This window comes from Pedobacter sp., assembly GCF_045627485.1.
GTDB lineage: Bacteria > Bacteroidota > Bacteroidia > Sphingobacteriales > Sphingobacteriaceae > Pedobacter.
The window spans coordinates 1-15,839 of sequence record NZ_JAZQNU010000032.1 but is presented as its reverse complement, the minus strand read 5'-3'; the positions used below and the strand labels follow the sequence as shown (position 1 = coordinate 15,839).

Below are 15,839 nucleotides of genomic sequence, written 5' to 3'. Positions count from 1 at the left end.
TCTTTTGGTCAATAAGGTTGTCCATCACCAGGTCAGTCTTTCCCTGCATTCCCCATCCCCGCTCATCTTCTCCTCCTCCATGTAATAAATATAAAACGGGGTACTTTTCTGTCGTGTTCTTTTCGTAACCTGGTGGGGTATAGACAAAAAATCGTTTCCATGAATTGGATGCCTTAGAAAAGTAACGTTTCATGCGAATTTCACCATGGGGCACATCTTTCTCGGCATAATAGTCGCCACCAGCAAAGGGTATTTCGATACCGCTGGCCATTCTTCCCATGCCATAAAAAGTTTCACTACTGGGATCGGCAAGGGCTACCCCATCAATTAACAAGGAATAGTAATGAAAACCTTCACCTATAGAATCAGTAGTCGCCTCCCAAATACCATCTTCACCTTTTACCATATCATATTTTTTTCCAAGATCGACCTGAACTTTCTGTGCGTCTGGCGCTTTAATCCTAAATAACACGCGATGGTCTGGTAATACCTGGGGAAATTTAGCTGATCTGATATTTGTTGTTGCAGGGAGTCCAAGCACGGTAAAAGAAGAAAACTTCGACTGATCAACCGGCTTGAAAAGGAGCTGGGAGAATAAATACAAATCATTTTTCCACACCTTGAAATCATGGTTTCCAGGTTCTATATAGAAAATATGCGGCACTTTTTCTTTTACTAAATAATCATGCGTACGCTTACTATAGGAGATTAAATTGTCATTATCTCCACAAGAAATCCAAAGCAATTTAAGCTTCGCGGCAGCGTCCTTCGGGTTTGGGACCAACTGCTCCGGGAGCTTCGTGTTTGGAGCGGAGGAGAATCCACCTACCCAGGCAAATTTATCCAGGTTACCTAGTCCGAAATTCAAAGATTGCCCTCCACCCATGGAAAGCCCGGCAATCGCACGGTGCTCGCGGTTTCTGATCACAGGGTACTTTCCTTCAATATAAGGTATAAGATCGTTAAGCAGATCCTTCTCAAACGTTGCAAAAGCTTCCACTTTATCAGCCGCCATGATATTACCTACAGCCCGGTCGTCCTTCATGGCCCTGCCATTAGGGAGCACAACAATCATGGGCTCTAGCTTATTTTCAGCAAAAAGGTTATCGAGAATGATATGAGGTGTACCTTGTTTAAACCATTCTTTCTCATCACCGCCTATACCGTGCAAAAGGTATAATACCGGATATTTCGTGTTTTTTTTAAAACCAGGGGGTGTATAAACCAGGGCTTTTCTAACCGTGCCCACCGTCTTTGAAGGATAAGAAACAGTATCTACTTTTCCTTTAGGAATAGCAGTGCGCAAAGAATCAAATCCAGAAGGTGCACTTTTCAAATTAGACTGTGAGAATGATATCCCGGAAATGAGCAAAAAGGCGATGGAAAATAATATGGTTTTCATACTTATTTGGTTTATAAATCTGGAACTGATAGCTCCGGAGAATATTTGGTTAGTTCAAATTTAACATCTCAACGGACGCATGCAAGATAATAATGACCAAAAAGATAGGATAAATGTCTAATGCATTCCTTAGACATTTATCCTATTCTTTTGGACAAGGGTGTCACCTGCCGTGTGCATTCTTAAATAATTTAGATCATCCGTAAAGGGTAACCAAATATTCAAACCTAACCACTATGAGACGAGTTAAACTTACAGCTTTAGTAGCTGCGGTTTGTATGCAGTTTTCGCTGTATGCGCAAAACCCTATCATTCAAACGCACTTTACACCTGACCCCGCGCCTATCGTACATAAGGGGACTGTCTATGTATATACCGGAGACGACATTCCAGGTTACGACTTTTACAACATGACGAAGTGGAGGGTTTTTTCGTCTACGGATATGGTAAACTGGAGAGACTATGGATCACCAATCTCCCTGGAGTCATTTGAATGGGCCAGAGACCGTGGCTGGGCAGCGCAATGTATCGAAAGGGATGGTAAGTTTTACTGGTATATATGTGCACAGACCACTGCAAATGATATGGCCATCGGTGTAGCCGTTTCAGATAGTCCTACCGGACCTTTTAAAGATGCATTGGGAAAACCCTTAATTACAACGGGTGCATGGTCAACCATAGACCCAACTGTTCATATTGACGATGATGGCCAGGCTTATATGTATTGGGGCAATGGCAGCCTCTTCTATGTAAAATTGAACAAGGATATGGTTTCCTATGCTGGAGCTATCGTTGAGGTGCCACAAAGTGTAGAATCATTTGGTGGCATCAGGCAGCCTAAGGGTACTAGTGAAACCAATAGTCAAGCAGTTCAACCTAAAGACACCTATATAGAAGGTCCATGGCTGTATAAAAAAAACAACCAGTATTATCAGATGTTCGCGGGCATGAGTAAGGGTGCCGAAAGTTTATCGTATTCCATAAGCAATTCTCCAACCGGACCATGGAAATATCAGGGAAAAATTATGACAGACCAACCGACAAACAGTTTTACCAATCATGGTGGTATTATTGATTTTAAAGGGAAGTCTTACCTTTTTTACCATACAGGTTTACTTCCCGGCGGGGGAAGTTATGGGCGAGCCACCGCTATCGAAGAATTTAATTACAATCCTGACGGCTCTATACCCCTCATTACCATGTCTAAAAAAGGCGTTCAGCCTGTTGCAATACTTAATCCTTACTCCCGTACCGAGGCGGAAACGATTGCCTGGGCTGAAAAATGCACTACTCGTCAGGATGAAAAAGTTGGCGTTTATGTAACCGACATCCGTACAGGTGGCCATATCAAGGTACGATCAGTCGATTTCGGTTCCACCTCTCCAAAAATTTTCACGGCTACACTTGCAGCAGGACTGGATGGTGGAATTCTTGAAGTACATGTCGACAGCCTTAAAGGGCCAACATTAGCTTCCATAAATGTTCCTCGAACAGGTGGCTGGGATTCATGGAAAACGCTTAATAAAAATATCGACGTGAAGGTCACGGGTGTACATGACCTCTACTTCGTTTTCAAAAGCCACAATATCATCTCCGGTAGAAAGCTCTTCAACTTTGATCACTGGGTATTTAAACAATAATTCTTTCCACAGGCATTCGTCCAAATATCTCAAAATGATGATCAATCAAATTGTTTCCATGCTAATCTCCTGCTTCCAGGTTCGGGACGGTTGAGCATAACCTCAGAAAACCAAATTAATCAAACGACAAAAATTCAATCAAATAAAACTATGTTAAAACTTAAACCAAACTTAGGCACTACCCTTGCTGCCCTCCTGGTCATGCTCATGATGCTTTTTCCTTATATGGTGAAAGCACAGAGCGATGAAATCACGGTTAGTGGTACAATAAGAGATGCTTCCGGTGTTATGCCTGGAGTAAGTATTAAAGTTAAGGGTACCCGAACAGGCACCATGTCTGATTCGGATGGAAAATACCAGATCAAAACCACCACCACAGCTGTGCTTGAATTCGTAAGTGTTGGATTCGCTGCACAGGAAGTACCTGTGAATGGCAGGAAGGTCATTGATGTTCAGCTTTCTGCTGGAGAAAGTGATCTTGAGGAAATTGTGGTTATCGGTTACGGTACACAAAGGAAAGTGGATCTGACTTCGTCTATTGCTACAGTAGACACCAAGGACCTGTTGAAAGTACCAGGCGGCTTTCAAGCGGCTTTACAAAGTACAGTGCCCGGGGTTCAGGTAAATTCTGGTACAATAAGGATTCGTGGTGTGGGATCCATCAACAACACCGACCCGCTATATGTGGTGGACGGAATGATTGGAGGCGCTATACCTGACGATAACAACATTGCAAGTATCCAAATCCTGAAGGATGCCGCTTCAAGTGCCATTTATGGTTCCAGAGGTGCAAACGGAGTAATTTTAATCACCACTAAACGTGGTGTTGCGGGAGACGTAAAAATAGACTACTTCGGTTATGGGGGTACTAAGTCTATATCGAACAACGTAGACATGCTCAACGGACAGCAATTGGCAGAACTGATTAATGAGGAGATGTACAACCAGAACCCTACCAGGACGGATTACCTCGCCGCATTTTCAAATCCTGCTGCAATAGGTGAAGGCTACAATATGGTTGATGCATTGCTCCGCAATGGTTTCTACCAAAAACACAACCTATCCATCAGCGGCGGTTCAGAAAAAGCTACTTTTCGTGTGAATGGCATTTACTCCACTGATAAACCAATTTTAATACGCGATGGATCCAAAAACTATGGTATGCAATTTATATCAGACTTTACTAAAGGCAAATTAAAGGTTGGAGAAACGGTTACCATAAATTACAATAGCCGTACGTGGAGTGACAAAAATCTGATCGATGCACAGAGATGGTCATCCACATTACCTATTTACGATGAAAATAGCACTACAGGTTTCGCAGGCGCCGGAAACGGAACCGACGTTGCCAGTGCACTTGCCAATGCCTACCTCAATGAAAATAATAGCGAATCTCTATTCGTTAACGGAAATGTTTGGGCTTCCTACGAGATATTACCCGGTTTAAAATACAGGGCAAACTTAGGAATTGACATGAACAGGGCAAGAAATCAGGGATATATTTCTGCATACTCTGTTGGTCAGTATCAGAATCATGACCCGGATGAACTTAATATTTCCAGCAACCAAAATAACAGGTGGCTGCTTGAAAACACTTTGTCTTACGACAAAGAGATCGGAAAACATAATATAAGCGCAATCGTTGGTATTACTTCTGAGGAGTCAAGGTATAAGGCGGTAAATGCAGGCGCAAGAGCACTCCCTAGTCCGGAGTTACTGATGCTTGGTCAGTCAACCTTAGCTTCCTCCAGAATAGTGGGTTCCGGTGTTGGACAATTTGCCATGTATTCCATGCTGGGGCGTGTCAATTATAGCTATGACAGCAAATACCTGCTCACCTTAAACTTCCGTCGCGACGGTTCCGCAAATTTTAGTGAGTCGTATCGTTACGGAAACTTTCCATCTATCTCAGCCGGATGGCGCGTGAGTCAAGAGAATTTCATGAAAGATGTCACCTTCATTAACGACCTGAAATTAAGAGGTAGTTATGGTGTGCTTGGTAATTCAGATATCGCACAATACCAATACCAGAGAACGGTAAGTTTTGATCGGGTATGGTACTACTTTAATGACGTGATGGTTACTGGAGGACTTCCTCTTACACCATCTAATCCAAACGTGAAGTGGGAAAGTCAATATTCAACAGATTTGGGAATTGACCTTACCATGTTTGATAATAAAGTGTCATTTACTGTAGATTACTACAATAAAAAGACTGAAGATATGCTGGTTAACGTGCCTATTTCTTACGTGGCTGGCTACATCGATAATTTCCCAATATTAAATGCAGGAAGCATCAGAAACCGAGGTTGGGACATATTGGCTACTTATAAAAATGGTGGGCAGCGATTTAGCTACTCTGCTTCTGCAAACTTATCGTTGGTAGATAACGAAGTACTAAGCCTTGGTAACAACAATGAAATACTATTTGGAACTGTGAATCCTGGTGGAGAAAATGTTACGAGAACTGCAGTAGGTCGTTCGGTTGGTGAATTCTGGGGTTATGTAACCGACGGACTGTACACTTCTGCTGCCCAGCTTGAACAGGACAGAGCCTTTGCACCTAATGCCGCCCTGGGTGATATTAGATTTAGAGATCTGGATGGCGACAATGCATTAAATGATCGTGACAAATCGTTTATTGGAAGCCCCATTCCAGACTTCAGTTATGGTTTTGTTTTCGATGCTAGCTACGCTGCAAAATTTGGTACACTTGACTTCTCCATGATTTGGCAGGGTGTTCAAGGCAGTGAAATTTACAATAACAGTAAGTATTGGGGAGAAGGAATGTATCACTATTATAACAACTTTGCCACTACGCTTGACCGTTACCGTGCAGAGGATGTTGCTTTCACAAATCCTGTATCTGGTATAACAACGCAATATCCGAGGAATGTTGATACAGATATTCCACGTGCGGTTTTGGGAGATCCCAATCAAAACCTACGCGCTTCAAGCCGCTTTATTGAAGATGGCTCCTACCTCCGCTTAAAGACGTTGAACCTGGGCTATACTTTCCCGGAACAATTTTCGAAAAAGCTGAACATTGATCGCTTCCGTATCTATGTTGGCGCTAAAAACCTACTTACGTTTACCAAGTACTCTGGTTACGATCCTGAGGTGGGATCAGATGATACCAGATACAATTTAAGTCGTGGTATAGATGCGCAGAGACCATGGGGACGGACCTTTCCCAATTCAAAAGAGTTCTTTTTAGGATTGCAATTTACCTTATAATTTTTCACCATGAAGACGATAGTAAAATTTGGAAATATCATTGCGCTTACCCTCCTGCTTTCTGCAGGTTGTAAGCCAAACCTGGATCTCGAAAATCCACAGGAATTGTCTACAGACATTTATTACAAAACTGCCGAACAATTAGAGGCCTCGGTGATTCCTGCCTACCAAGCCCTAATTGGAAGGGTTCAGGGGGGCTACGGGCGCTCTTTGTATTACGAGCTTCTTGCTCCTGGTGATGATTTTGATCATACATTCAAATGGGAACCCATGTATCAGGACACTTACAATACGCCTGCCAGCGACGGCATGGCCTCAGGAACCTGGAAAGATCTATGGAATGGTGTAGCAGCTTCTAATCAGGCTATTGATAAAATCACGACCTTTGAAGGAGATATAGACGAACAACGTAAAAACAGATTGTTGGGAGAAGCTCATTTTTTAAGAGGTTTACATTATTTACACCTGGCTAACTTATTTGGAGAAACAATTCCCCTCATCGACAAGCCCTCGGCATCAGACGCCGATTATTATCCAACAAATTCAGCCAAAGGTCAGATTTATGCACTTATTATCAGCGATTTTAAAAGAGCAGAGGAATTGCTTCCCGTAAGAAGTGCACTCTATGCCAACCAGAGTTTTATTGGAAGGGCAACAAAGGGTGCTGCCCAGTCTTATTTAGCAAAGGCTTATTTGTACCGTCCAATACTTGAGCAGGGACAGCGAGCCCAATTCGCTGAAGCCGAAGCGGCATTGAGAAGCGTGATTGAAAGCGGGGAGTATAGACTTGTTGATCAGTTCAGACATAATTTTTTAGGAACTACGGAGAACAACTCCGAGTCGGTATTTGAAATTCAGATGCATAACGGCCCGAGCTGGCTTGGTGATGACTTATCCGACTCCTGGCGCTGGCAAGAGATCGGCATGTTTGATGGAACTGGAGGATCATGGTGGAACCTTGCGCCTAATAAAAAAACCTATGATGAATTTGAACCTGGCGACCCACGGAAATACATGACACTTTGGTGTGATAACGGGGCTTACTATACCCAGCTTGACGGTAAGGTAACTAAGTATGATGATTGGATGAAAAACCTAGCTACCAATAAGAACCTATACGGCACACGCAAATATTGCCCTGATGTACAAATTCCTGATTTTGATAATGACAATAATGATCGCCTGCTTCGTTATGCTGATGTCTTATTGATGTATGCTGAATGTTTAAATGAAAAAGGTGATGTTGCAGGTGCAAAAACCTATATAGATATGGTGAGAAAACGTGCAAACAATATTGTGCCATCTGAGCAGCCACACCTATGGTATCAGAAAGCACCAGGTACTATTCCAACAGTTGATGCCCTGTTGGCTCAAGATATCACCATCAACGGTGTGCGGTTAAACAATATCAAGAACATTATTGCTCATGAAAGATACGTGGAGTTCACCGGAGAGTATTTAAGGTACTTTGATTTATTACGCTGGGGTTCAGCCGATCCGCAATGGTTGGAGCCTTTAAAAAAACTTGGCTGGACAGAAAGGGCCACCTACTATCCTTTTCCTCAGGCCGAACTCGATAATAATAAAAATTTAACGGGAAATGCGATGAATAATTAGGTAGTTTACTTTTATTAGCGGCGTATAGAGATAACGATCTTTATACGCCTTTTTTTTGACCCCTTATTCCGCATGCTGCATCCTTCGTTTATTCGTGATATATTCTGATGGTGCCATATTATATTTAGCTTTAAACGACCTGGCGAAATAATTCGGCGTGGAGAATCCAACCTGGTAGGCAATCTGTGCAATACTTAGGTCGCTTTGCTCCAGTAAAACAATAGCCTTTTCGAGCTTTACAGACCTGATAAATTCTACCGGACTTAAGCCTGTAATCTCCAGAACCTTAGTGTATAGAGAAGCCCTGCTCATATGCAGCATACGCGCCATCGCTTCTACGGAGAGCTGAGGGTTGTGTAGGTTGTCCTCTATGTAGGTAAGAACCGAATTGATAAATTTGCCACTTTCCGATGCTATTTCCGCGGTTGTAGGTAATACTTTTACCTGCTTCACATAAGTATCTTTCAACTGTTGATTTTGTGCAAGGAGGTTCTTTAACTTTACATTTAATACTGCAAAATTAAATGGCTTGGTCATGTAGTCATTGGCTCCGGATTCAAGACCGCTTAATTGTTCATCTTCACCTCTTGATGCTGTTAACAACACCACGGGGATATGAGAAGTTCTTTTGTCAGCCTTAAGTTTGCGACTTAGTTCAATACCGGTCATCACGGGCATATTTACATCGCATACGATGATGTTCGGGTGGAGAGAGAGCGCACGCTGCCAGCCTTCCTTACCATCTGCAGCCTCATATATTCGGTACTGCGACTTCAAGTTATCTTTTAGGTAAAATCTGAAGTCATCGTCATCCTCAACGATAAGTAAGGATGGTATTGATCCTGAATGGTTTGGTTCAGCAACCTGATTTATCAAGCCAAATTCTTCTCCCATGTCATTTTGACTTTCCGGGCCATCAACCACCAAACGCTCCGCTTCTGATCTGGCAAATGGGATCGAAACAATAAAACTGCTGCCCTTACCTGGCAGGCTTTTTAACCTAATAGATCCACAATGCATCTTAACGAACTCTTTAACAATAGACAAACCTATGCCTGCGCCCTGGTTAAGCACTGTTATACCTGCATCATGCTGAAAGAAACGTTCGAACAGGTGTTGCTGTGACTCCTGGGGAATACCAATTCCTGAGTCACAGATTTCCATATCCAACAATAACCTGCTTTCAGTTTCCAGAGGTCCGTGCGCTGTTATCTTAACTTGAATAACCCCGCACTCCGGTGTAAACTTAAATGCATTGGATAGTAGATTAAATAAGATGCGCTCAATTTTATCGTGATCAAACTGCACAAAAGCGCTGGGAATATTTGAGCAGAATGTATATACAATCTTTTTTCTTAAGGCCACGTCCCTGAAAGAATCTGTGGAATCCCTGATAAAGGAAATAATATCGCCACAGGCAAGGTGCAACTTTAGTTCCTGCTCTTCCATTTTTCTGAAATCAAGCAACTGATTGACCAGGTTCATTAACCTGCGACCATTGCGCTTAATCATACCCAATTGACGGGACTGCCCGGGTTCTTTGATTTGTTCCAAAAGCGTTTCCACCGGTCCTACAATCAGCGATAGTGGTGTTCTGAACTCATGGCTTAGGTTTGTTAGAAACTTAATTTTCATTAAATCCATCTGGTGCAGATGTTCAGCATGACGCCGCTCCTGTTCTATCAGTTGCCTGGCTTCAATACGTTCCTTTTCGAGGGCAAACTTCATTTCCATTTTCTTAATCCCCCGATACCGCAAGCCTAAAATAACGCCAAAAATACTTGCTAAGTAGAAGATATACGCATAAGTAGTACGCCAGAACGGAGGTGAAATATGAATGTTTATCGTTCGTCCTTCGCGGTTCCATACACCATCATTATTACTGGCCCGCACTTGAAACTTATAGATACCCGGATCTAAGTTTGTATAATAAGCGGTATGCTCTTTTCCCGCAACTACCCATTCTTCATCTACTCCCTCAAGGCGGTACTCATAGCGGTTTTGTTCAGATACGGTATAATTTAAAGCCACAAAGCTAATGGAGAAATTATCCCTGTGTTTGAGATCAATCTGCTTAGCCAACAATAAAGTTTGTTTCAATGGCCCATCATCCGATGGAATCACGGGTAGGCTATTTACAGTCAGGTTTGTCAGTACAACAGAAGGCACGTTTCGATTCATTCTCAACATGGACGGTTCGAAGTAATTGAACCCTTCCTGTCCACCAAAAAATACCGTTCCATCAGGCAAACAAATGCCGGCACCAAGCACAAAAGGACTATTTTGCAATCCGTTATGATGAGTGTAGTTCTTAAACTTTCTAATCACCGGATCAAAACTGCTAATACCGGCATTTGTACTTACCCATAGTTTCCCGGTTTTGTCTTCAACAATTTTTTGAATGTCATCATTTGCAAGACCTTCCTTCATGGAAAAACTGGTAAACCGCCCTGTCTTTTTATTCAGTAAGTTTAAACCACCACCATAGGTTCCAACCCAGATATTGCCCTTTTTATCTTCGTATATACTGGTAATGTAATCGCTAGGAAGACCATTGTTAATTTTTGAATAGAAAGTAAATCTTTCGGTCTGCGGATTCCTAACGGATATGCCACCACCATAAGTACCGATCCACATGTTACCATCACGGTCTTCTTCCAGTGCTCTGATCACCAGGTGTGAAGGCGTATAAGGATCAAAGGCATTAGCCGGATTAGGGATAAGCTTTTCGACAAGTCCACTTTTTGGGTCGTATAAATTAATTCCTCCGCCATTGGTACCTATCCAAACAACCCCTTTTTTATCCTCCCGAATACAAAAAACATCATTAAAATTTAAATGTTCAGCCCCATTTCCCTTCACCAGGTGTTTGCGATTCCCTGTTGCCAGATTGACAATGTAAACGCCATCCAGATAGGTCCCTACCCATAGTTCATTTTTCCTGGTCATTTCCAGTGCCAGCACCGAGAACGGCTGGCCACTTGCTGACCGTCGATCAGGCAAAATCTTATTTGGCGTGAATATCCCATTAGCGAGTTGGAATAGATCGACTCCGCCACCATCTGTACCAACAAACACACCTTTGCCCGGATATTCGGCAAAGGAGGTTACTACAGGTGCACTAAGCCCTTTGGTATAAAAAGGATTACTTTCTACCCGTTTAAAATTTGTATAATTTGGATCAAATTTACTAATGCCTCCCTGAAAGGTTCCCACCCAGGATATGCCATCATCACCGAAACAAACTGCACGTATAGATTTCGCTTTCAGACTACTTCTAATTCGCCGATCTGCGCGGTACTGGTACACCACACTACTGTCAATACTCAGAAGGTTTAGGCCGTCTTCAGTACCCAGCCACACCAGTCCGTTTTTTGCCACTTTAACCGTATATACGATGTCGTTGCTAATCCTGACATGGGCTGGGCTGAGCTGATTGAACGTTTTTATTTTTTCTCCTTCAGGTGTAAGTACATGTAAGCCTCCCTGCGTGGCAACCAGAATACGTCCTTTCTTATCCTCACTAAGTGATAATACAAATGCGGAAAGTTGCATTTTTGGTCCCTGGGCGGTATATAAAAACCGTGTAAAGCTTTCTCGCTCCCTGTTGTAGCGGTATAACCCGGCATCCGTCCCTACCCACATGACATTCCTGGAGTCATTGTATATGGAAATGATGGTATTGGTCTGGAGACTGCCGGAAAAATTACGCTGTTGATAAATCCTTTTGATGACGCGGGTCTTGCGGTTTATCACATATAAACCACTATAGGAAGCCACCCAGATATCCCCTTTGTGGTCTTCAGTAATGGAATTTGCTGCAACCCCTATTTGTTCCTTATTATATTTCCCAAGTTCTATAAATTCATCTTTATTCCGGTCATAAATGCTAACTGATCCTCCATTGGTTCCAATCCATAACGTACCGTCCGAATCCTCAAATAGCGCAGTTACATGGTTGGTGGGCAATGAAGATGAGTTTTTACTTATATGCCGGTAAACTTTAAACGAAGTCCCATCAAAACGGTTAAGTCCATCTTCAGTAGCTATCCACAAAAATCCTAAATGATCCTTAATAATGGCAGTTACGGTATTGGACGACAGACCATCTTTAGATGTAAAGGTGTTAAAACCTAAATCTGGCTTTTTACCAAATAGTTGTAATGACACTACAATACAGAGCACAAATAGCACAGCGCTGGTGAAGACTACGTTCTTTTGCATGAGAGGTTATAGATATACTTGGTTACAATAAAGCTAACGATCTCAAACAGAACAAAAAAGGACTTTAAAGAATAAATGTAATTTTGTAAATCAAGGTTCCATATCGTGTGGGATCATATTTGCAATGCATTAATCTTCATTATTCTAAAAATTAGTTATTTTAGTATCGATTGATAGGTTATCCAGGGGGAAAATATGGAGCACGCTACACTTTATCATGGCAGCAAAGCAAATTTAAAAAATGGCGACCTCATAACGCCTGGATATAGCTCAAACTATGGGCGGAGAAATCGTAGCGCCTACCGGAACTTTCCCACAAAGTCTTACCGAACCAAACACCCAATTAAGGTCATTGCTGAAGTTAAGGAATAGACACCACATTCTCCCAATGTTGACATAGGGCTGTCACACATCCAATATATATTTGCGGTTTAACTTTTACCAAATTCTAAGATCAATCATTAGCTAATCCAAATCTGAACTCACAATACATGGAGAGAATAGAACCTGAAACATTTTGCCCGGCAAACCAGCAAGAATGGCGACAATGGTTATTGAAAAACCATCGATCTAAACAATCCGTCTGGCTGGTATATTATAAAAAGAATTCGGGTAAATCAAGCATTACCTGGAGCCGGGCTGTAGATGAGGCCCTCTGTTTTGGCTGGATAGATAGTACCGCAAGGCCATTAGATGAAGAGAAGTACATTCAGTTTTTTTGCAGGCGAAAGCCAAAAAGCAACTGGTCAAAGATCAATAAGGCGAAAGTAGAGCAGTTGATTGAAGCGCAGCTCATGATGCCAGCAGGCTATGAAAGCATTGAAATAGCTAAGCAAAATGGCTCCTGGACCATACTGGACGATGTTGAAGATCTTAAAATTCCCGAAGATCTGGAAGCCTCCTTTAAAGCCAAGCCGGATTCAAAAGAATTCTTTTTAAGTTTAAGTAAGTCGGTTAAGAAATCTATGTTGCAGTGGGTAGTGTTGGCGAAAAGGCCCGAAACCAGACAAAAGCGAATAGAACAAATCACTGAAAATGCAGCACTAAAACTAAAACCGGAACAGTTTCGGTAAATAGTTGATGCAGTCAGTGTGGTCATTACGAAAGGTAAAAAAGATTTATTTAGCCAGGTTTATTATAAAACCAATAATCCGAAATCCCTTAAGGTATTGATTGTTTTTGAATACCAGAACAATTCGAAATGTTCCATGGTCGCCTCAAAGTCAGCTTTAAGTTGCTGGAAAGTATAAACCTGCGTATTGACTACAGCTACTTTTGGTAATATGGATAGCAACCACTCCCCTTCCGATTTACTGGTCTGGAGGGTGAAGGTTTCTTTTTTATCGTGGAAGGTTAATACCATAGACTCGAATGTCTGTCCTTTTTTTGACTTTGCAAAAGTTGTTGTTACGGGTATTCCACCCAGCCAGACCACTTTTGCCGTGGGTTTAGTATCAAATTTACTTTCTTCTTTTAACGCTCTCCTGATATGATCAGCCGGTACGGTTACTTTTGGTATTTTAAAATCAAACCAGTCCTGTAATTTATAATCCAGGCAAATGCCATGCATGTAGTTAAAAAGGGATTTTTTTAAGCCATAACTAAACTTATCATGGTCTATTCCTGTTTTATCGATGAAATTAATGTCATTATTTGCAAAGGTTCCTATCGATTCCGTTTCTTTTACCACACCAAATTTCTCTGGATAAAGACCCACCGGGCTATGGGCTGTCATGGCAAACTGATGCCAGAAACCTGATTGTAATACGCCTGCTTCGAACAGTTGCCTTACCATTTCCAGACTATCTACCGTTTCCTGAACGGTCTGCGTGGGATACCCATACATCAGGTAGGCATGCACCAACACTCCAGCTTCCGTTAAATTACGGGTAACCTGGGCAACCTGTTCAACAGAAACACCTTTGTCGATGAGCTTTAATAGCCGGTCTGAGGCTACTTCCAATCCACCAGAAACAGCAATACAGCCTGAGGCTTTCAGCAACAGGCATAAATCTCTGGTAAAGCTTTTTTCAAAGCGAATATTGGTCCACCAACTTACTGAAATTTCACGCCTGAGTATCTCTAAGGCAACTTCCCGCATTAAGGCCGGTGGTGCAGCCTCATCCACGAAGTGAAAGCCATTCTGCCCGGTTTGTTCAGCTAAAGCTTCCATCCGGTCAACAATCAGTTTAGCCGCAACTGGTTCATAAACCTTGATGTAATCTAAGGAAATATCACAAAAAGTACACTTGCCCCAGTAACAGCCATGCGCCATGGTCAGCTTGTTCCAACGGCCATCGCTCCACATCCTGTGCATGGGATTAACAATTTCGATTACTGAAATGTACTTATCCAAATGTAAGTCGCTATAGTCGGGTGTTCCTACATCGCTTTGCTTGTAATCACTTCTTAACGCATCGTTATTGTATACCACCGCTCCGTTTTCGAGCATGAAAGTTCGTTTGTAGAGATGGAAGGCCCCTTCGTTCGTTACCGCCTGGTGAAGCAATTCAATTGGCAATTCACCGTCGTCCAGAGAAATGTAGTCGAAGTATTCGAACACCCGCTTGTCGGATAAGGAACGTAATTCTGTATTGGCAAAACCACCGCCCATAGCTATTTTAACATGAGGATAATGTCTTTTTACGTATTGCGCACAGCGGAATGCAGCATATAAATTACCTGGAAAAGGAACCGTAATTAGAAAAATCTTAGGTTGAATAATGGATATTCTTGACTCCAGAATATCCATCAAAATATGATCTATATAGGTATAATCCTTATTTAGGACCTCATATAGTTCATCAAATGAGTTGGCGCTTCTGCCTAACTTCTCGGCATAACGACTGAAACCAAAGTTTTGATCAACACATTCCACGATGAAATCTGATAGGTCCTCAAGGTACAACGTAGCCAAATGTTTTCCCTTATCTTGTATACCCATGGAGCCGAACGCCCAATCCAATTCTTCCAACTGGGCAAAGCGTGAAGCTTCAGGTAAAAAATCTTCCTGACAAATCTGTAAGGCCAGCGTTGGGTTTTTACCCTGTAAAAAGGAAATTACCGCATCGATGGTTTTGATATACTCATTCCTTAATGCGTAAATTCGTTTAGCATTAAGGCTTTTGAATATAGCAGTCTTAGTATCGACCTGGCCGAAAAGTTTCTTCAACCCTTCCCTTGAAAATAAGGCCAATATTACTTCAATACCTAAGTCTGCCTGTGTGGATGATATGTTTTTTATATTCAAAAAACCTTTGATATACGCAGTAGCAGGATAAGGAGTGTTTAATTGGGTAAAGGGCGGGGTAACAAGAAAAAGGTCTGTTCTCAAATGCATTATATTTTGGACAAAAATATCTATAATTATATTAGTATTCAGTTCTATTGTTTGAATTATCTCAGCGTCAAAAAAAGGCATTCCATTACCACATAACAGCTGTAGGTAACAGGCCAGTGTTTGTCATTAGTCTACAGATCATCACTCATAATCGGAGTATAGTGTTGTACCAATCTTCTCTTTCAATTTGGTATACAAAATTAAGCATTGGTAATTCGCCAAAGTAAACAACCACCATTTCATCGACTTTAACTGCGTTTAAGCGACCAATAGCTGTTTGAGAGCGGATATTCTCTGCACCAATCTGAAAACACACTTTGATGCAAAATTGAAAGATGTAATCTAACATCATTTTTTTTACCAACAAATTCACCCCCTT

8 protein-coding genes and 1 pseudogene are annotated in these 15,839 nt (G+C 41.9%); 5 read left to right on the top strand and 4 right to left on the bottom strand.

Annotation, left to right across the window (positions count from 1 at the left end; all coding sequences use genetic code 11):
- A partial coding sequence (locus ACR2F3_RS02610; RefSeq protein ID WP_432708422.1) for an alpha/beta hydrolase-fold protein occupies window positions 1-1,402 on the bottom strand: 1,402 nt, incomplete at its 3' end.
- 236 nt (window positions 1,403-1,638) lie between these two features.
- On the opposite strand from ACR2F3_RS02610, the gene ACR2F3_RS02605 reads away from it, so the two are divergent.
- The 3 genes from ACR2F3_RS02605 to ACR2F3_RS02595 all read left to right on the top strand — a co-directional run bounded on the left by ACR2F3_RS02605 (window position 1,639) and on the right by ACR2F3_RS02595 (window position 7,896).
- A complete protein-coding gene (locus tag ACR2F3_RS02605; RefSeq protein WP_432708421.1) occupies window positions 1,639-3,042 on the top strand; it encodes a glycoside hydrolase family 43 protein in 1,404 nt (467 codons plus the stop codon).
- A gap of 150 nt (window positions 3,043-3,192) precedes the next feature.
- A complete protein-coding gene (locus tag ACR2F3_RS02600; protein WP_432708420.1) occupies window positions 3,193-6,279 on the top strand; it encodes a SusC/RagA family TonB-linked outer membrane protein in 3,087 nt (1,028 codons plus the stop codon).
- Between the two features lie 9 nt (window positions 6,280-6,288).
- The gene (locus ACR2F3_RS02595) at window positions 6,289-7,896 is read left to right on the top strand and encodes a RagB/SusD family nutrient uptake outer membrane protein (RefSeq protein WP_432708419.1); all 1,608 of its coding nucleotides are present in this window, start codon (window positions 6,289-6,291) and stop codon (window positions 7,894-7,896) included.
- A 63-nt stretch (window positions 7,897-7,959) separates the two neighbouring features.
- On the opposite strand, the gene ACR2F3_RS02590 is transcribed toward ACR2F3_RS02595, so the two are convergent.
- Window positions 7,960-12,120 (bottom strand): hybrid sensor histidine kinase/response regulator transcription factor, encoded by a 4,161-nt coding sequence (locus ACR2F3_RS02590; RefSeq protein ID WP_432708418.1) that lies wholly within the window; start codon window positions 12,118-12,120, stop codon window positions 7,960-7,962.
- 195 nt (window positions 12,121-12,315) lie between these two features.
- Between ACR2F3_RS02590 and ACR2F3_RS02585 the strand changes: the two genes are divergently transcribed.
- Entirely contained in the window at window positions 12,316-12,492 is a 177-nt protein-coding gene (locus ACR2F3_RS02585; RefSeq protein WP_432708417.1) for an NAD(+)--rifampin ADP-ribosyltransferase, read from the top strand.
- Between the two features lie 119 nt (window positions 12,493-12,611).
- Window positions 12,612-13,193 carry a YdeI/OmpD-associated family protein gene (locus ACR2F3_RS02580; RefSeq protein ID WP_432708416.1) on the top strand — a complete coding sequence of 194 codons (582 nt, stop codon included), beginning with the start codon at window positions 12,612-12,614 and terminating at the stop codon, window positions 13,191-13,193.
- A gap of 62 nt (window positions 13,194-13,255) precedes the next feature.
- Here the strand turns inward: ACR2F3_RS02580 and ACR2F3_RS02575 are convergent, their stop codons facing one another.
- Window positions 13,256-15,454 carry a B12-binding domain-containing radical SAM protein gene (locus ACR2F3_RS02575; RefSeq protein ID WP_432708415.1) on the bottom strand — a complete coding sequence of 733 codons (2,199 nt, stop codon included), beginning with the start codon at window positions 15,452-15,454 and terminating at the stop codon, window positions 13,256-13,258.
- A gap of 151 nt (window positions 15,455-15,605) precedes the next feature.
- Window positions 15,606-15,839, bottom strand: a pseudogene (locus ACR2F3_RS02570) (GNAT family N-acetyltransferase); the annotation flags it as partial.

Bases quoted from the DNA above. Each gene is read 5' to 3' on its own strand.
- ACR2F3_RS02605 (WP_432708421.1), top strand. From the start codon at position 1,639: ATGAGACGAGTTAAACTTACAGCTTTAGTAGCTGCGGTTTGTATGCAG.
- ACR2F3_RS02590 (WP_432708418.1), bottom strand. From the start codon at position 12,120: ATGCAAAAGAACGTAGTCTTCACCAGCGCTGTGCTATTTGTGCTCTGT.
- ACR2F3_RS02580 (WP_432708416.1), top strand. From the start codon at position 12,612: ATGGAGAGAATAGAACCTGAAACATTTTGCCCGGCAAACCAGCAAGAA.
- ACR2F3_RS02600 (WP_432708420.1), top strand. From the start codon at position 3,193: ATGTTAAAACTTAAACCAAACTTAGGCACTACCCTTGCTGCCCTCCTG.
- ACR2F3_RS02595 (WP_432708419.1), top strand. From the start codon at position 6,289: ATGAAGACGATAGTAAAATTTGGAAATATCATTGCGCTTACCCTCCTG.
- ACR2F3_RS02585 (WP_432708417.1), top strand. From the start codon at position 12,316: ATGGAGCACGCTACACTTTATCATGGCAGCAAAGCAAATTTAAAAAAT.